Source organism: Blautia luti (assembly GCF_013304735.1).
In the GTDB taxonomy this organism is placed as follows: Bacteria; Bacillota; Clostridia; order Lachnospirales; family Lachnospiraceae; genus Blautia_A.
Genome location: NZ_JAAITI010000004.1, coordinates 87,480 through 105,634 on the forward strand (window position 1 = coordinate 87,480; position 18,155 = coordinate 105,634).

The 18,155-nt window shown below is 43.6% G+C and carries 16 protein-coding genes; 3 read left to right on the forward strand and 13 right to left on the reverse strand.

Annotation, left to right across the window (positions count from 1 at the left end):
- Nucleotides 1-11 precede the first annotated feature (11 nt).
- The 10 genes from G5B06_RS03715 to G5B06_RS03760 form a co-directional block, all read right to left on the reverse strand.
- On the reverse strand, nucleotides 12-2,342 hold the full coding sequence (locus tag G5B06_RS03715; RefSeq protein ID WP_021977279.1) for a RelA/SpoT family protein: 2,331 nt from the start codon (nucleotides 2,340-2,342) through the stop codon (nucleotides 12-14).
- Nucleotides 2,343-2,420: 78 nt separating this feature from the next.
- The gene (locus tag G5B06_RS03720) at nucleotides 2,421-2,945 is read right to left on the reverse strand and encodes an adenine phosphoribosyltransferase (protein ID WP_021977278.1); all 525 of its coding nucleotides are present in this window, start codon (nucleotides 2,943-2,945) and stop codon (nucleotides 2,421-2,423) included.
- Nucleotides 2,946-3,149: 204 nt separating this feature from the next.
- Nucleotides 3,150-4,868, reverse strand: a complete 1,719-nt coding sequence (gene recJ, locus G5B06_RS03725) for a single-stranded-DNA-specific exonuclease RecJ (RefSeq protein WP_173771410.1) — start codon at nucleotides 4,866-4,868, stop codon at nucleotides 3,150-3,152.
- 178 nt (nucleotides 4,869-5,046) lie between these two features.
- Nucleotides 5,047-7,470 carry a protein translocase subunit SecD gene (gene secD / locus G5B06_RS03730; protein ID WP_173762322.1) on the reverse strand — a complete coding sequence of 808 codons (2,424 nt, stop codon included), beginning with the start codon at nucleotides 7,468-7,470 and terminating at the stop codon, nucleotides 5,047-5,049.
- A 15-nt stretch (nucleotides 7,471-7,485) separates the two neighbouring features.
- On the reverse strand, nucleotides 7,486-8,850 hold the full coding sequence (gene scfB / locus G5B06_RS03735) for a thioether cross-link-forming SCIFF peptide maturase (protein ID WP_173762323.1): 1,365 nt from the start codon (nucleotides 8,848-8,850) through the stop codon (nucleotides 7,486-7,488).
- A gap of 143 nt (nucleotides 8,851-8,993) precedes the next feature.
- Complete coding sequence (gene scfA / locus G5B06_RS03740) at nucleotides 8,994-9,134, reverse strand: six-cysteine ranthipeptide SCIFF (protein ID WP_015524633.1); 141 nt, start codon at nucleotides 9,132-9,134, stop codon at nucleotides 8,994-8,996.
- A gap of 82 nt (nucleotides 9,135-9,216) precedes the next feature.
- Nucleotides 9,217-9,567 (reverse strand): TIGR04086 family membrane protein, encoded by a 351-nt coding sequence (locus tag G5B06_RS03745; RefSeq protein ID WP_148446517.1) that lies wholly within the window; start codon nucleotides 9,565-9,567, stop codon nucleotides 9,217-9,219.
- Between the two features lie 55 nt (nucleotides 9,568-9,622).
- Complete coding sequence (locus G5B06_RS03750) at nucleotides 9,623-11,269, reverse strand: hypothetical protein (RefSeq protein ID WP_173762324.1); 1,647 nt, start codon at nucleotides 11,267-11,269, stop codon at nucleotides 9,623-9,625.
- 208 nt (nucleotides 11,270-11,477) lie between these two features.
- Entirely contained in the window at nucleotides 11,478-12,071 is a 594-nt protein-coding gene (locus tag G5B06_RS03755) for a YdcF family protein (protein WP_173771412.1), read from the reverse strand.
- A gap of 161 nt (nucleotides 12,072-12,232) precedes the next feature.
- Entirely contained in the window at nucleotides 12,233-12,997 is a 765-nt protein-coding gene (locus tag G5B06_RS03760; RefSeq protein WP_148446523.1) for an N-acetylmuramoyl-L-alanine amidase, read from the reverse strand.
- A gap of 200 nt (nucleotides 12,998-13,197) precedes the next feature.
- Between G5B06_RS03760 and G5B06_RS03765 the strand changes: the two genes are divergently transcribed.
- The 3 genes from G5B06_RS03765 (at nucleotide 13,198) to G5B06_RS03775 (ending at nucleotide 15,975) form a co-directional block, all read left to right on the forward strand.
- A complete protein-coding gene (locus G5B06_RS03765) occupies nucleotides 13,198-14,175 on the forward strand; it encodes an ABC transporter substrate-binding protein (protein WP_148446525.1) in 978 nt (325 codons plus the stop codon).
- Nucleotides 14,176-14,263: 88 nt separating this feature from the next.
- Nucleotides 14,264-15,178: an ABC transporter permease gene (locus G5B06_RS03770; RefSeq protein ID WP_173762325.1), complete on the forward strand. Its 915-nt coding sequence runs from the start codon at nucleotides 14,264-14,266 to the stop codon at nucleotides 15,176-15,178.
- Nucleotides 15,179-15,180: 2 nt separating this feature from the next.
- The gene (locus G5B06_RS03775) at nucleotides 15,181-15,975 is read left to right on the forward strand and encodes an ABC transporter ATP-binding protein (protein WP_021977269.1); all 795 of its coding nucleotides are present in this window, start codon (nucleotides 15,181-15,183) and stop codon (nucleotides 15,973-15,975) included.
- A 64-nt stretch (nucleotides 15,976-16,039) separates the two neighbouring features.
- Here G5B06_RS03775 and G5B06_RS03780 read toward each other — a convergent pair whose 3' ends face one another.
- The 3 genes from G5B06_RS03780 to G5B06_RS03790 form a co-directional block, all read right to left on the reverse strand.
- Nucleotides 16,040-16,972, reverse strand: a complete 933-nt coding sequence (locus tag G5B06_RS03780; protein WP_148446531.1) for a DUF5688 family protein — start codon at nucleotides 16,970-16,972, stop codon at nucleotides 16,040-16,042.
- A gap of 245 nt (nucleotides 16,973-17,217) precedes the next feature.
- The gene (locus G5B06_RS03785) at nucleotides 17,218-17,688 is read right to left on the reverse strand and encodes a low molecular weight protein-tyrosine-phosphatase (RefSeq protein ID WP_173762326.1); all 471 of its coding nucleotides are present in this window, start codon (nucleotides 17,686-17,688) and stop codon (nucleotides 17,218-17,220) included.
- A gap of 215 nt (nucleotides 17,689-17,903) precedes the next feature.
- The gene (locus G5B06_RS03790) at nucleotides 17,904-18,086 is read right to left on the reverse strand and encodes a tyrosine-type recombinase/integrase (protein ID WP_226845253.1); all 183 of its coding nucleotides are present in this window, start codon (nucleotides 18,084-18,086) and stop codon (nucleotides 17,904-17,906) included.
- Nucleotides 18,087-18,155 lie beyond the last annotated feature (69 nt).

An 18,155-nucleotide genomic window follows, 5' to 3' on the forward strand; every position in this document is an offset into this window, starting at 1 on the left:
CGTTTATCGGGTCAGCCCGTTGTTCTTTCTACATCAAGAACACTTTCAACCTGACGGATCTTCTCGATCAGGGAATTCAGTTCCTGTTTGCTGCATACATTAAAGGACATGGAGATCGTCGCACGTTCCTGCTTGTTGGTACGGCTGTTGATGGAACGAAGATCGATCTTCCGCTCTGTAAAGATCTTGGAAATATCTACCAGAAGTCCGGTACGGTTGTTTGCGTAAACCTGGATCTCTGCCTCATATTTCTCAGAATCAGCCTTATCCGGCATCTGCCACTCTGCCTCAATGAGACGTTTCCGGTCAATCTCCGGCATATTAAGGACATTCACACAGTCTGTACGGTGAATGGTGATTCCTCTTCCTCTTGTGACAAAGCCCACGATCTCATCTCCCGGGATTGGACTGCAGCATTTGGAAAAACGGACTGCAACATCGTGGATGCCTTTTACCACAATACCGCTCTTGCTCTTGGCAATGTGCAGTTTCTCCTGTGACTCGGAAGCAGCTTCCAGAACCTGCTCATCCGTAAGGTTCTTCTTGTGCTCCCGCTCATAGGCTTCTACCAGTTTATTGAATACCTGGCCTTCTTTCAGGCCACCATGTCCGATGGCTGCCAGTACGGAATCCCAGTCGCGGAAACCGTATTTATGCATTACGGATTCCATATACTGCGGCTTGGTGTACAGGCCTGGTTTAAATCCTTTGGTCTTGGCATACTGATTCAGCATGTCCTTACCTTTCAGGATGTTATCTTCTTTCAGTTCTTTCTTAAACCACTGGTTGATCTTGTTCTTGGCCTGTGTGCTCTTTACGATCTTCAGCCAGTCACGGCTTGGGCCCTGAGAATTCTGGGATGTGATGATCTCAATACGGTCGCCGTTTTTGATCTTATACTCAATAGGAACCAGTTTACCATTGACTCTGGCGCCTACCATCTTATTTCCTACTGCACTGTGCACGCTGTATGCAAAATCGATCGGTGTGGAACCATTGGGAAGAGTCTTAACATCACCCTGGGGAGTGAAACAGTAAACACTGTCTGCAAAAAGATCCAAGTCGTTTTTCAGAAGGCTCATGAACTCCCGGTTATCGGACATATCGCGCTGCCACTCCAGGATCTGACGCAGCCAGTTCAGCTTCTCTTCCTCGCTCTTGCCAGGTTTCTTGCCATCGGAAGTTTCCTTATATTTCCAGTGGGCTGCAATACCATATTCTGCGGTTTTATGCATTTCGAATGTACGGATCTGGATCTCGAAAGGCTGTCCGTTGGGGCCAATCAGTGTTGTATGCAGAGACTGATACATATTGGCTTTCGGCATTGCGATATAATCTTTAAATCTGCCCGGGATCGGCTTGTACATCTCATGGATAACACCAAGTGCTGCATAACAGTCTTTTACGGTGTCCACAATGATACGCACGGCAAACAGATCATAGATCTGATCAATGGTCTTGTCCTGGTTAACCATTTTCTTATAAATACTGAAGAAATGTTTCACACGGCCATCCACCTGCGCCTTGATGTTGGCATCTTCCATGTGCTGCTTTACCTGCTTCACAATAGAATTGACAAACGCTTCTCGGGCACTTTTTCGAAGAGCTACTTTTTCTACAAGGTCATAATAAACATCTGGTTTCAGATATTTAAGTGAAAGATCATCCAGCTCTACCTTGATCTTGGAAATACCAAGACGCATGGCAATGGGAGCATAAATATCCATGGTCTCTCTTGCCTTCTCCTGCTGTTTCTCCGGTCTCATATACTGCAGGGTACGCATATTATGAAGACGGTCCGCAAGTTTGATCAGGATAACGCGGATATCCTTAGCCATTGCAAGGAACATCTTTCTTAAGTTCTCAGCCTGAACCTCTACTTTATCTTTGGAATAGGACAGCTGTCCCAGCTTAGTAACACCGTCTACCAGAAGTGCTACCTCCGAACCGAATTCCTTTTCCACTTCTTCATAAGTCATCCAGGTATCTTCTACTGCATCATGAAGAAGGCCTGCCACAATGGTCTCCTTATCCAGCTCAAGATCCGCAAGGATGATCGCTACACAGAGAGGATGAATGATATAAGGCTCACCGGATTTACGTTTCTGATCCTTGTGTGCCTCACTTGCCACTTTATAGGCCTTTTCGATCATGGAAATATCTGTGGACGGATGATATTTCTTCACGCTTTTTATCAGCTCCTGATAAAGAACTTCAGGGCTTGTAAAATCATGCATGGATTTCACCGCCGCGTCTGCCTTCCGGACAGATTCCATTTTTTCTTTTTCTTCTTCCTTCTGTATTTCAATGTTCTGTTTTTCCGTATTTTTTGTCTCTGCCATTAAATCCCACCTGCCTGTGCACAATTTCATACTGCCGTATGACTACAACAGCTCACATCCCCTTCCACCGACAAAAAATTACTTTCCGTCGTAACAGATCACAGATGCCACATCATAACCTTTCAGACGTTCACGTCCTTTCAGGCCTGCAAGCTCCATGAGGAAAACAACTTTCACAACGATGCCGCCAAGCTCCTCCACAAGCTTGATGGCCGCTTCCACGCTTCCGCCTGTAGCGATCAGGTCATCTACGATTACAACCTTCTGTCCTGGCTTGATAGAATCCTTATGCATCTCGATTGTTGCACTTCCATATTCCAGATCGTAAGTTCTGGAAATAGTCTCACATGGAAGTTTACCTGCTTTACGTACCAGAACGAATGGTTTATGGAGATTGTATGCGATCGGCATACCAAAGATAAAACCTCTGGACTCAAGGCCTGTGATCACATCGAAATCCACACCTTTCAGACAGTCCTGCATGGAATCGATCGCAAGCTGTAATCCATCCGCATCCTGGATGACACTGGTGACGTCACGGAAAATAATCCCTGGCTCTGGAAAGTCCGGGATACTTCTTACATATTCTTCTATTTTTTTCATAATAACCTCCAATGGTTTAATTTGTCAATCAGATGATAGATAGTATAGCACTTTTTCTGTAGGGAATCAATGTGCAACCCGACAGAACTCGCAGAATTCCGACAGGCTTTGGATTGCATATTGCCCAGTGTTCGTCCGACTTTCCTGTTTTCCGGTCAATTACAAACTGTCAGGATCTGTATTTTCGTCATGTCGGCATTCCTTCTATTCTATAAGATAATTTCGGATCACGATCTGTAAAGTCTCTCTTCCCTGGTATCTGTTGATCTCCGGATAATAAGTTACCGCAACGGAGCTGCTGTTTTTCACCTGATTTACAAATTCATCTGCTTCTCCGAAATAGACCGCTTCCATCACACAGCCGGTGCTGTCTGAGAGCTGAAGTTTGGCTACATTCCTATTTTTGCCAAGAACACGGCTGCTTAAAACACGAAGTCCTTTCTGAGCAAAAATCGGCTTGGTATTTCCTTTTCCAAAAGGTTCCAGCAGGGATATCTCTTCCACAAGTTCCTTATTAATATAGGAAACCGGCATCGGCACATCAATAATGATCTTTGGCATCAGATCTTTTTCTGTCAGTGTACAGTTTTCGTTTAACCGTCTGCGGAATTCTTCCACATTTTCTTCTTTGATAGATAATCCTGCAGCCATGGGATGACCGCCATACTGTTCCATCAGATCCCCACATTTTACCAGTTCTTCAAACATGGAGTAGCTTTCTATGGAACGGCCACTGCCCTTTACCATTGTTTCCCCTTTTGTCAGAACAAAGACCGGTTTATTGTACTTTTCCCGGATACGTCCTGCGATAATTCCGGCAAGGCTTTCGTGACAGTCCGGTAAATAGATCACAAGAACACGGTCCTGTCCGATTTCTGTCTCTTCCACAATACGGATCGCTTCTTCTTTTCCTTCTTCGGTAAGAGCTTTTCTGCTCTGATTCAGCGCAGTCAGATCACCGGCAAGTTTTGCTGCTTCCTCTTCCGTCTCCGCACAGAGAAGTTTCAGGGAGCGTGCAGCGGTATCCAGTCTTCCGCTGGCATTGATACATGGCCCCAGCACAAATCCTACATGGTAAGCGGTAATCGGCCCGTCCTCCAGACCGTTGGCACGGATCAACTCCCGGAGACCTTTGTTGGAAGTGTGGGAAAGTCTTTTCAGCCCTTCTTTTACGAGAATACGGTTTTCTCCCTGAAGATCCATGACATCTCCTACTGTGGCAATGGCCCCCAGTTCCAGAAAGTCCTCCAGCTCTTTTTCCGGAATACCGCAGGCTTCATAGAGAGCTGTTACAAGCTTCAAGGCAACCACTGCCCCGCAGAGTCTTTTTTCCGGATAGTTACAGTCCGGCTGTTTTGGATTTACAATGGCGTCGGCTGACGGAAGGATCAGCTCTCTGCCGCTTTCTGTTTCTTTATAGGGAATCTCATGATGATCGGTTATGATCACTGTCATTCCTTTTTCCTTTGCCATCGCAATTTCATTGTATGCCGCAATTCCATTATCACAGGTAACAATTATGTCAATCCCGTCGTTCACTGCTCTTTCGATCAGATGCTCGTGGATTCCATATCCGTCAGCCACCCGATCCGGAATGTATGTATCTGCCAGTGCGCCTACTCGCTTCAGTCCTTTAATCAGGATGAACGTGGACACTACACCATCAATATCATAATCTCCAATAATACGGATACGCTTTTTTTCTTTTATTTTATTTCTCAGGATCTCCACTGCTTTATCCACATCTTTCATTAAATGCGGAGAAGCCAGTTCTTCTACTGTTCCGTGAAGGTATCTGCGAATTTCCTCTCTGTCCTGTACATCACGGTTCCGAATCAGTCTGGCGATTACCGGATCGATCCCGAACTCATTTCCAATTGCCGCAAAATCTGCCCGCTTTGCAGCAACAACCCATCGTTCCATGTTGTTTCCTCCTTGATGCTCTGCCGCTTTCTTCCTTCAAAGCGACACAATAACAGTATTGTACCCCATAATCCCATATGGCTGCAAGTTTTTTGTGCCGCATAAAAAATGCCACAAAAAAACGTTCCGACGGGAAATTATCTTTCCCGGTACGGAACGTTTCTGTTATCTGACAGTTTTATTCAGATTTCTCCTCATTATTCTGCTGTTTTGCTGCTTCCTGCGCTGCAAGGCGGTCTGCAACTCTTTTACGGTTTTTCTTCTTTGGCTGCTGCGCTACCGGCTGTCCGGATGGCTGTTTTGCCTTTTTCTCAGATTTCTCAGGGGAAGTCTTAACGGATGCTGCTGCAGCTGCCGGTGCGGCAACGCGATTCTTTCCGAAAGTCTTCATGGTGTACCACAGAGCACCTGTGATGCATACAGAAGAATATGCTCCACCGATGATACCTACCATCAGCGGTGCTGCAAATTCTTTAATTGAGGAAACACCCATTACATAAAGAATTGCAACCATTACAAATGTTGTCAGGGATGTGTAAATGCTTCGTGTCAGAGTTTCTGTAACACTGGTATTTACGATCTCTTTCAGTTTCTCATCCTCAACTTTCTTTCTGCCTCTCATATTCTCACGGATACGGTCGAAGATGACAATAGTAGCATTGATGGAATAACCTACGATCGTCAGCATACACGCAATAAATGTATTTCCCACAGATGTTCTAGAAATAACATAAAACGCAAGTACGACCAGGACATCATGAAGAAGTGCAAGTACTGCACTGCTTGCAAAGCGGATATCCTTGAAACGGAACCAGATGTAAAGAAGCATGAAGATCGCAGCTACGATAACCGCTACGATAGCGTCTCTTCTCATCTCATTGCTGACAGTAGCGGAAATATTCTCCGATGTGATCAGACTTGTATCTACATCAAAATTTTCCTCCAATGCCTTATTCAGTGCTTCTCGTTCCTTAAGATCCAGAGAACGTGTTTTGATCACTACCTGATTGGTTCCCTGCACCTTGGTCGGCTGTACATTCTTATCACCTGTCACTGCCTCAACAACCGGTGTTACCTCAGAGTCGATCTCCTTGATATCCATCTCTTTGTTGAAGGTTACATTGGTAGAAGTACCGCCGGAGAACTCCAGACTGTAATTCATGGCTTTATCACCGATCACATTGCTGTGGATCAGCATTCCCACAGGTCCGCAGAGGATCAGGATAATGGAAATGGTAAAGAAGATCTTTCTCTTTCCAACAAAATCCACAACCTTACGCTCTTTGGCAACGCCGTAGAATTTCGGATCACGGACACCAACTGCGTATACTGCATTGATCACAAATCTGGACACAACCAGTGCTGTAAACATGGAGATCACGATACCCATTGCCAGTGTATAAGCAAATCCCTTAACGGAACCGGAGCCCAGCCACATCAGCACGCAGGCTGCGATCAATGTTGTAATGTTTCCATCAAAAATAGCGGAAAACGCTTTGCTAAATCCACTCTTGATCGCTGCATGGACCGAAAGACCTGCCGCGATCTCCTCACGGATTCTGGCGTAGATGATAACGTTGGCATCCACCGCCATACCAATGCCCAGAATGATACCTGCAATACCCGGAAGCGTAAGGGTGATATCAAAGGCATTCAGTGTAATCAGCATTAAGGTTGTATAAAGAACCAGTGCAACAGATGCAACCAGTCCAGGAATACGGTATGCAATGATCATGATCAGCATAACGATTACAAGACCGATTGCTCCGGCTTTTACACTTGTAGCAATAGCTTCCTCACCAAGCTGTGCAGCTACTACGCTGGAACGAAGCTCAGTAAGCTCAAGGCTTAAGGAACCGATTCTTATGTAAGAAGCAAGGTTCTGTGCCTCTTCGGTACTTGCCATTCCGGTGATCTGTGCTTTTCCACCGGAGATCTCCTCATTTACATTCGGAGCACTTAAAACCTGATTGTCATATACGATTGCGATCTGCTTGCCAACATTTGCTTTGGTAGCTTCCGCAAATTTCTTTTTTCCATCTTTTGTAAGAGTCAGGCTGACTGCGTATTTCTGGGAGCTTGTGGATGAATCCTGATAAGCACCTCCCTCAGCATCTGCAACGTCTGTACCTTCCAGTACAACAGAGCCGGCCTTCTGGATATCCTCAATGCTTCTTGCAAGGACATATCCGCTCTCGCTGTTTCCTGTTGTAAAGTTCTGGTTTCCGTCTGCATCTGTCTGATCAATGAAATACAGGGAACCTGGTTTTCCAAGTTCCTCCAGGATCGCATTTGCATCTGATACTCCCGGAATCTCAATGGTAATACGGTTGGAACCTTCCTGATACGCCTGTGCCTCAGTACTGTACTGAGAAACACGCTGCTGCATCTTGTAAACAGTATCGGACATGTCTTCCTTGCTCGGATTGCTGTCCTTAGCCTGGTATGTGATGCTGACACCGCCGGCAAGATCAAGTCCGGTGTTGATGTTCTTAGCCGAACCTGTACCTGTAGGGCCAATGCCTACCGCAGCCACATAGCAGAAGAATACTGTGACAATTGCTGTCAGAAGCAGCACTGCAATTCCTCTACTTTTCTTCATTTTCTTTTTCCTCTCTTATTCCGCCAAAGCGGCTTTTATCATGATAGCGCACTCCACACGCTTCCTCTGGAGTTCGCATCCGATCTTATAATTTCCCCGGATATCTCCGCCGAAATGATAACCATTTGCCGCACAGCCGCCGCTGCAGTAGAATCTGGCAAAACAGTCTTTACAGTCCGGTTTTGTGTAGACGTTACATCTTCCGAAATCTTTTACGATTTCAGGTTTTGTGATTCCCTCGTCTACATTACCCATGAGGTACTGCTCCTCACCGACAAACTGGTGACATGGATAAAAATCTCCCCACGGTGTGACAGCCAGGTACTCGGTTCCTGAGCCACATCCGGAAAGACGTTTGTATACACACGGACCACCGGTAAGGTCGATCATAAAGTGGAAGAAGTTGAATCCTTTTCCCTCTTTTTCTCTTTTGATCATTTCTTTTGCAAGAATGTCATACTGTTCCAGGATCTGAGGAATATCCTCCTCACGGATGGCATACTCTTCTGTATCTGCTGCTACAACCGGCTCCACAGAGATCTGTTTGAAGCCAAGGTCAGCCAGATGAAGAACATCCTGGGAAAAATCAAGATTATGATGGGTAAAGGTTCCTCTTACATAATACTTGTCCTGATTTCTGGACTCCGCAAATTTCTCGAATTTCGGCATGATCAGATCATAACTTCCTGCACCTTTACGGAACGGGCGCATGTAATCATGGACTTCTTTTCTTCCGTCCACACTTAAAACTACATTTCCCATCTCTTTGTTACAGAATTCCATAACCTCATCATTTAAAAGAACGCCATTGGTTGTCAGTGTGAAACGGAATTTCTTATTATGAAGCTTCTCCTGCTCTCTTCCATATTTCACAAGATCCTTTACAACCTGCCAGTTCATAAGCGGCTCGCCACCAAAGAAATCCACTTCCAGATTCTTTCTGGAACCGGAATTGGCGATCAGGAAATCCAGTGCCTTCTTTCCAACTTCAAAGGACATCAGCGCACGTCTTCCATGATACTCTCCTTCTTCCGCAAAACAGTATCTGCATGCCAGATTACAGTCATGGGCAATATGAAGGCAGAGAGCCTTTACAACGGTCTGACGGTTCTTGGTAAATTCGTCAATGATATTCTCATAAATATCCTTTGTAAAAAGCATTCCCTGTTCCTTTAGCTTCTTACATTCAGTTACTGATGTTTCCACATCTTCTTTCTTAAAACGGTCGCCAAACTTATTGGCAATAGCATCCGCTTCCATGCCTTCTTCCAGATACGGCAGTACCTCGTAGGTTACTTCATCTACAAGGTGGATACAGCCGCTGTTGATGTCCAGCACGATATTATATCCATTACTCTGATAACGGTGAATCAGACTCATCTTCCCGCAATCCTTTCTAAAAATCTTTTATAACCCGACAAAACGCGCCCTCCGGCGCGTTTTGCTGGATACCTGTTACTTTCAGATAAAACAAGTGAAGCAGCGGGTCTCCCGCTGCTTTCCACTCATTCAACGGCTGCTTCTTATTTATGCTCGCAGCTCTGGTTTCCTACTGTACAGGAAGTCTTGCAAGCAGACTGACAGGATGTCTGACATTCGCCACATCCACCCTTCTTAACCGTGTTCTGAAGGTTCTTTGTATTTAATGTCTTGATATGTTCCATGATATATCCTCCTTTATGTATTCTATTCTCCGCCTAGTATAGCATAAAATTGTCGATTTTCAAAGCATTTTTTTGCAAGCTTTTACGACAGCATTCCCCCGATGGCCCCGCCGCCCAGGCACATAAAAAAAGTAGTCACTGCATGAGCAAAAGTCATATCCCATTTTCCCTGTGCCAGAAAAGATACTAAAAGCAGAAGAACATAATAAGAAAGGCCTGTAACGATTCCCCACAGGTAACGGTTCTTACGCATAATTTTACCGGCTGCCAAACCTCCGGCCAGGCAGGATGCCACATAAATAAAAACGGTTCCCGCAGCTGCCGCTCCCTCTCCCAGTTCAAACTGAAAAAGAAGAAAAGCCAGTAACAAAAGAAAAATTCCTGTCAGTCCGTAAGCCAGCAATAGTGACCATAACACTGTTTTTACACGCATAAAAAGCCCTCCCAGTCTCATTATACGGGAGGGCTTCTGCTCTTATTCTTGTTATTTATTTCTTTCTCTTTTTAAGAAATACCACCACGCCGGCTACAACTGCCGCTGCCACAAACAGGATCACAAACGGAAGAATCTGTGTCGTATCTCCGGTATTTACCTGTTTCTTGGATTTCGCCTGTGAAGACTGATCTTCGGACTCACTGCTCTCCGTATCGTTCTGTGAAGAAGAGTCTGTCAGCTCTGCAGTTCCGGAAGACAGATCTTGGGACGTATCCATTTCATCTGTACTTTCACTGCTGTCGCTGGAGGTATCCACAGAACTGCTTGCTCCTGTATCTGAGGATGAAGTATCCGCTGCCGGTGTCACTGTCACACTGCTGTCACTTCCAGCATCCGGTCCTACCAGAGATTTACTTCCTGCAATACCGAACGGGCTGAAGGAATGTGTACTAAATGTCATGGTATCTCCGTCAACACTTGGAATGATCGTTTCCATAGCGCCATTGTCAAGAAGGTGCTCAATAGAATATGTATAGCCTGCTTTTACCGGCACGGTTACGCTGATGTACTCACCATCCGGAATTTTATACTCTGTATTCTTCTGTGTATCCCAGAGCTCAAATTCATAGGATTTAAAAATAGCCGCATCTTCTTCGTTTGTGAACTGATAATCATCTCCGCCGGAAACACGGAACTGTACATACCATGGAAGATCTATACCGGATACTGTAATTCCATCACAGGTATGATTCTGCTGTGCAATCGCTTCCATCTCTGTCTCTGTAATGTCTGTAGCTGCATTCTGTGGACGTTTATCTTCCGGCTCATCTTTTCGGTCAAAGATATTATCTGTATTTTCATCCGGATTTTCCGTTATTTCCGGAATCTCTGTTATTTCAGAATTGTTCTCTTTTTTATTATTGTCAGTGTCCTCTGTATTATCGCCTGTATCACTGGCTGCCGGTGTCACAGTTGTCTCAGCAGTTTCTTCCTCTTTTTCTTCTGTGTTCTGGCTGTCATCTTTCTGAACCGGTGTTACCGTAATATCCGGAACTTCTGTTACCTCCGGATCTTCCTCATTCTTATCCTCCTCAGCCGGATCTTTCACATCTGTGGAAGAATCTGAATTTTTGTCTGTACTGCTGTCAGCGGAAGAACTGTCACTGGAAGAATCCTCCTGATCTGCATTCTCATCCTTACTGTCCTGCTGTGTCTCTTTGTCAGAAACATCTTTGCTGTCTTTATCACTGTTTTCTGTGTCATAAGATTCATCAGACTGAGAAGAATCTTTCTGTTCATCATTATCGGTATCTTCCGATGCGCTGTCCAGGCTGCTCACAACAACTGTCACATATCCGGTAAGAGTCCCGGACGCACTGTCCCACCCTGGAAGTCCGGAAAGATCTGCACCTGCGGAAGGTTTAAATACAACTTCACAGGACTGGACCCGTTTCTGTGGGACATAAGAACCATCAACCCAGGAAAGTGTTCCATATTCATTCGATGGAAGTGCGACATTCGCCAGAGCTGTAGGAGTGTCAATCGTAATATTATCCGGAATCATGGCTCCTGTCTCAATCCCGGAAGAACTGCCCGCATATGTCGGAAAAGCCTGTCCACCGATTAAAGTCATAGACAACGCCGCTGCCGCCAGTATTGAAAAGCTTCTGCCAAAAGTATTCTTTGTATTCTTTTTCATAATAATCTGCACCTCTATATTCAAAATCTTCATTTTATATCTGATTTTTTTCTGAAAATTCTTCTATATAAAATATCGAACGCATTTATCACGCGCCCGAATCAATATTTCTCCAAAAATTAATATCTTGTTAATCTTTCGTAACAGATATTTCGTTTTTTCGTCAAAAGCATTATAACACAATTTTTTTTTTTACGACACCCCCAAATTAATTTTTTTTAAGCATCAGTGAAAACTGTTTGATTATTCGTGTTATTTCCCCCATTACCTCATCAATTCCTTCATTTGTCTCACTCCATGTGCTTTTATCTATCGAATCCACACAACATGGAACTACAAAGAATTTTGTATCCGGATACAGCATTTTGTAATACATCAGCGCACGTCTTGCATGACAGGTTTTACAGCAGAGAATCGCCTTCTGAATATTCAGCTGTTCTCTGTCTGTTACCTGTCTGGAATAAATTGCATTTTCATACGTAAATGTATCCTGATCTTCTTTCAGAATCATTTCTTCCGGTACTCCGTTTCTCATAAGAACATCCCTGAGAAATTCCCATTCCGTCCCGTATGTTCCTCCATAACATTCCTTTTTATCCAGCACCCCGGCAAATTTTCCCACAGTAATGCTGTATCTACCACTTGGCAAAATCTTCTGCGCCAGTCCTTTCCGGTACAGTTCGGCCGCTTTTTCTGCCATCTGCGGATATCCGTTTCCCGGAACAAAAATTATGTCCGCTTTTTCCGGCAGATCCTCCACAAATATAAAATCTTCGATCTGTTTCAGAAATTCCTCATACATTTTGTGCGTTTCCTTCCTTATTTGTGTATTTTTAACGGAATCCTAACGCCAAGCATTCATTCCGCTTTTTTCTCATACCATATCAGCTGTATCATAGCACTCTTTTTTATAATACGCACCAGCAGATTGTAAAACTCACATCTACGATCCTATTCCCGGCATTATTTTGTTACAATCACAGTACTATATCCACTGTCTCTGAGACGCTGTTCCATATTCACTGCATTTCCAAGCTGCATATATGCGCCTACCTGAACTTTATAGAGATCATTTTCTTTCAGAATAAAAGCCGGAAATCCCTGGTCCGTCAGCTGGTACAGCATCCGGTCCGCATTTTCACGATTACGAAAAGCGCCTGTCTGTACACGGTAATACAATGGTGCATCTACGGTTTCCTCATCCAGAGTCCCAAGAATTGCATCTGCAATACTTCTGGCGATTTCTTCGAATTTCTCATCAAAAAGCTGATTGTCTTTTTCTGAATTGATAAATCCGGTTTCTATCAGAAGTGCCGGCATTTTTGTTCTGCGAAGTACAACAAGTCCAGGACGTTCTTTTACTCCCAGTTCCTGAAATCCCAGTTCACCAAGAGCGCCTTCGATGTTCTGCGCCATCTGATACTTGATTCCTTTTTTATCATATACCAGAACCTCCACACCATTGTATTGCTCAGATTCCGGACTGCTGTTTCTGTGAAAAGAAATAAAATAATCCGCACCAGATTCATTTGCCAGCCTTGCTTTTTCAAAAGGAGTCTGATAAATATCAGTAGTTCTTGTATAAACTACATCCACTCCCTTATCCTCCAGGATTTTTCCCACAGCAAGCGTGAGTTTCAGATTATCGTCTTTTTCTTTACGCTCTTTATAAACAGCTCCCGGATCTTCCCCGCCATGACCGGCATCCAGAATAATCTTATACGCCATATTTTTCTCCTCGCAATACCTTCCGTCATAATAGGATATGAAAATATTTTTTCTCTGTGCACAATTTTTCTTATCAACGTATTTTCACGTTAATTCTTCTTGACTTTTAAGCGTTAAAGCGTTATACTAACACAATCAGTGTTGCATTTATAAAATTAAAAAATGCAAAAATGCAATTATATCGTGAGGAGGAAATGAATATGAAAAAGCGTGTTTTAACAGCTGTACTTACCGCAGCTCTCGTAACCGGAACCTGTGTTGCTACTGTAAGTGCAAAAGAAGAAAAGACTTATACCATCGGTATCTGCCAGCTGGTTCAGCATGACGCTCTGGATGCGGCAACCAAAGGTTTTGAGGATGCCATCACAGAAAAGATGGGGGATTCTGTAAAATTCGACGAGCAGAACGCACAGGGTGATTCCAATACCTGTTCTACTATTATCAACAGTTTTGTTTCTGAGGGAACCGATCTGATCCTTGCAAATGCAACTGCATCTCTTCAGGCTGCTGCTGCTGGAACTTCCGATATTCCGATCCTTGGAACAGCCGTTACTGAATATGGTGTAGCTCTCGGAATCGATGATTTTGACGGAACTGTAGGTGGAAATATTTCCGGTACTTCTGACCTCGCTCCACTTGATGAGCAGGCGGATATGCTTCATGAGCTTTTCCCGGATGCAAAAAATGTCGGTCTTCTCTACTGCTCCGCAGAGCCGAATTCCCAGTATCAGGTAGATACTGTTAAGGATGCTCTCGAAAAACTTGGATATACCTGTGAATATTATGCATTCTCTGATTCCAACGACCTTTCTTCTGTTGTTACTACTGCTGCCAATGACAGTGATGTAATCTATGTACCGACAGATAATACCGTTGCTTCCAACACAGAGATCATCAACAACATCTGCCTTCCGGCAAAAGTTCCGGTAATCGCAGGTGAGGAAGGTATCTGCCAGGGATGTGGTGTTGCAACCCTTTCCATTAGCTACTATGATCTTGGATACAAAACCGGTGAGATGGCAGTCAGCATCCTTCAGGATGGCGAGGATATCTCCAAGATGGCTATTGAGTATGCACCTAAATTCACAAAAGAATACAACAAAGATATCTGCGACGAGCTTGGCATTGAAGTTCCGGATGGATATGAAGCAATTGAGACAGAAGAAACAGCTGAATAATCGGTAAAAAACCTATTATACACTGATGCAGCGAGAAGGGTTCTCCCCTTCTCGCTGTTCGTGCATAAAAAAGAGGAGGATATTTAACATGCAAATTATGAGTTTATTCACTGCACTTCCCGGAGCAGCCGCACAGGGACTTATCTGGGGAATCATGGCAATCGGCGTATATATTACGTTCCGTATTCTTGATATTGCGGATCTTACCGTAGATGGAACTTTATGTACCGGCGGTGCTGTATGCATTATGATGATGCTTAGCGGACACAACGTATGGATATCCATGCTGGCTGCAACAGGTGCCGGACTTCTGGCAGGATTTGCCACCGGTATTTTTCACACCTTTATGGGGATCCCGGCCATCCTTGCCGGAATCCTGACACAGCTTTCCCTTTATTCTGTAAACTTAAAAATCATGGGAAAAGCAAACCAAGCGATCAATGTTGATAAATTTAATCTTCTGGTATCTCTTCGACGTGTTAAAGGTGTTTCCTTGACACAGAACACTCTTTTTATTGTAGCCATTATGATCGTTATTCTGATTGCGATTCTTTACTGGTTCTTTGGAACAGAGCTTGGCTGTTCCTTACGTGCTACCGGATGTAATCCAAGCATGTCCCGTGCACAGGGTATCAACACCGACCGTAACAAAGTCCTTGCTCTGATGCTTTCCAACGGACTGGTTGCTCTTTCCGGAGCTCTTCTTACACAGTACCAGGGATTTGCGGATATTAATATGGGACGTGGTTCCATCGTTATCGGTCTTGCTGCCGTTATCATCGGTGAAGCAATCTTCAGCCGTATTTTCCGCAACTTTGCACTGAAGCTCTTAAGTGTTGTATTTGGTTCCATTCTTTATTATCTGGTACTCCAGGTTGTTATCTGGATGGGAATTGATACGGACCTTCTGAAAATGCTTTCTGCCCTTGTTGTTGCACTGTTTCTTGCATTTCCATACTGGAAGGGCAAATATTTTACAAAAGCCAAACAGGGAGGTAAATAATCATGCTGAAATTGATTGATATACATAAAACATTTAATCCGGGTACTATCAATGAAAAAGTTGCCTTAAATGGCGTGGATCTCCATCTGAACGAGGGCGATTTTGTTACTGTTATCGGTGGAAACGGTGCCGGTAAATCCACTATGCTGAATGCAGTTGCAGGTGCCTGGCCTGTAGATTCCGGAAAGATCATCATCGGTGGAACTGATGTCACAAAACTTTCCGAATATAAAAGAGCTGCTTACCTTGGCCGTGTATTCCAGGATCCTATGACCGGAACCGCAGCTACTATGGGTATCGAAGAAAACCTTGCCCTTGCAAAACGCCGTGGAAAATCCCGTCTTCTCCGTCCAGGTATTACCCGTCAGGAACGGGAAGAGTATCACGAGCTTCTGAAGATTCTCGGTCTGGGCCTCGAAGACCGTCTTACTTCCAAAGTCGGCCTTCTCTCCGGCGGTCAGCGCCAGGCTCTGACTCTTCTGATGGCAACCTTAAAAAAGCCTCAGCTTCTTCTTCTGGATGAACATACCGCAGCTCTCGACCCAAAAACTGCTGCCAAAGTCCTTGAGATCACTGATATGATTGTAAACCGCGATCACCTGACAACCATGATGATTACTCATAACATGCGTGACGCTATCACTCATGGCAACCGCCTGATCATGATGTGGGAGGGAAAAATCATTCTGGATATCCAGGGTGAAGAAAAGAAAAAACTTACCGTTAAAGATCTTCTTGATAAATTCGAAGAAGCCAGCGGCGAAGAATTTTCCAATGATTCCGCTCTTCTCAGCTAACATTATATATTAAGAAAACCAGGTTGGAATTTTGTTTCTGCAGTAAATTCCAGCCTGGCTTTTTTTATTCCAGTTCTACCGAAAACTCACCGGTTCTTCGGCTGTACCGATAAATAGAAGATGTCAGATAATCTTCTGGAGGCGTTGCTTTTTTGATTGTGTCCATAAGAACATCCTTCAGGTCTTCCGGATAAACCATGTCCGCACTATGTACCATCACTTCATGAACACTGGTAAATACAAGATACAGATCCGCTTCCATCAGCTCCGCAAGACGTCTCGCCACTCCCGGAAGAAAAATTGCAGCTGCACCATTGGTGCGTTTTTCTGTACTGAGGCAGTTTCCCGCAATTCCTTTATTTGGCTGATAAGTTTCCAGAAGATCCATAAAATTATCTCCTGTATAGGTTTTATCAAACAACATTTTTTCCCAGTGGTAGATTCTGGGCGGACTGATAAAATAGGTGTTTACAAGGGCAGCCTCAAAAACAGCATCCGGATCTTTTCCCCACTGTTCTGGAAAATGTTTCTTAATTTTCGTGCTCAGGATATAGCCGTCTTTTTCACCTGCCAGATAATACAGAACCAGTGCAATATCTCCGACCTGATGATAAATCGTGTCTTTTAATACCTCCCCGTTCCGCTCTGCACTGAGAAGACGGATAAAAAGTTTTCCTTTGATTTTTTCATAGTCTTCCAGATCATTTATATCGCAGACCACACTGGTTTCATCTGCTTTTTTTATCTCACAGACACAGTCATGGACAATATTATTCAGGTTATGCTCCTGACAATATCGTTCATAAAGTTCTTCTGTATGCAGACCACATATCTTTTTTGCTTTCTCAATATGTCTGCATTCCACAAAAAGCCTGTCCCCTGTACATCCATATTTTTCCCCTTTTTTCGCAAAGTAAATCTCATCTTCTTCCAAATCCATAGCAGCAAGAAGAAGCTTTCTCAGTTCTGTGACAAAAGTTTCATAGCCTTTTTCCATATTAAATTTTCCTTTCTGTGAGACAATGCGGACGAATGTCCTGATTAGAATGAGTATTTTACTTAAAATACTCCCTGTAGAAAACAGATTTCTCTGCCAGATTTGAGTTGTCTGCTGTATGAAACAGTATAAAAGATGTTTCTGTATTTGTAAAGAAGTTTTCATCGACAGAAAAAGCAGCTTCCGCTGCTTTGTACTGTCAGATTTTTGATATCCTTTTGGATTTTATGTCTTTATTTCCGTATTCAGCGATAAATTTCTCCCTGTTCTGTCAGATATTTCAGAAATCCATCACAACCTTCCATTACATCCTCATAAGTCTCATCAAAATTTCCTGTATACCACGGATCTGCGATGTCTCTTCCAGTTCCCGCAAAAGTAAGAAATTTATAAATCTTTCCTTCCGGATCATTTCTCAGCATCCGGTTCAGATTCCTTATATTTGCAGTGTCCATACCAATAATATAGTCGAATTTATTATAATCCGCCCACGTGATCTGTTTCGCTCTGTGCGGAACCAGCGGGATTCCCACTTCACGAAGTTTTTTTACAGTTCCTCTGTGAGGCGGATTTCCAATCTCCTCGGTACTCGTCGCAAAACTATCAATTATAAACTGCTCTTCAAGACCAAGCTCCTTCACTTTGTAGGTAAAAACACTCTCGGCAAGAGTTGATCTGCATATGTTGCCGTGGCAGACAAATAACACTCTTATCATTGCTTAAAACTCCTTGAAATGCTGTATTTACGCTGTTTACAGGCATTTTCCGATAATCTTCAATCCTGTCATTTTCCTGTATATCACAGCATAAATTCGTATATTTTCTTATCCAAATTTAGTAACTTCTTAGTAATAACCAGCCTGGAAAACAGGCTCTCTAAGAACCTTATAATCAGATTATTTTTAATTCTTTTTTCTATTATTTTATCATACTATGCCAGTTTTGCAATCCTATTCATCTCTTCTTTTGCATCAATTAATCCCAGATGCGTATATACATTTAACGTAACCCCTATATCAGAATGTCCCATTAAATATTGGAGTGCTTTCGGATTCATTCCAGCTTTCGCCATATTGGAACAATATGTATGCCTGCATACATGTGGATGTGTCAAGTATAGGACAAAAAAAATTTTATTTTTTTCTGCCGAAGACTATCTGACGCTTCCATCAGGTAGTCCCAG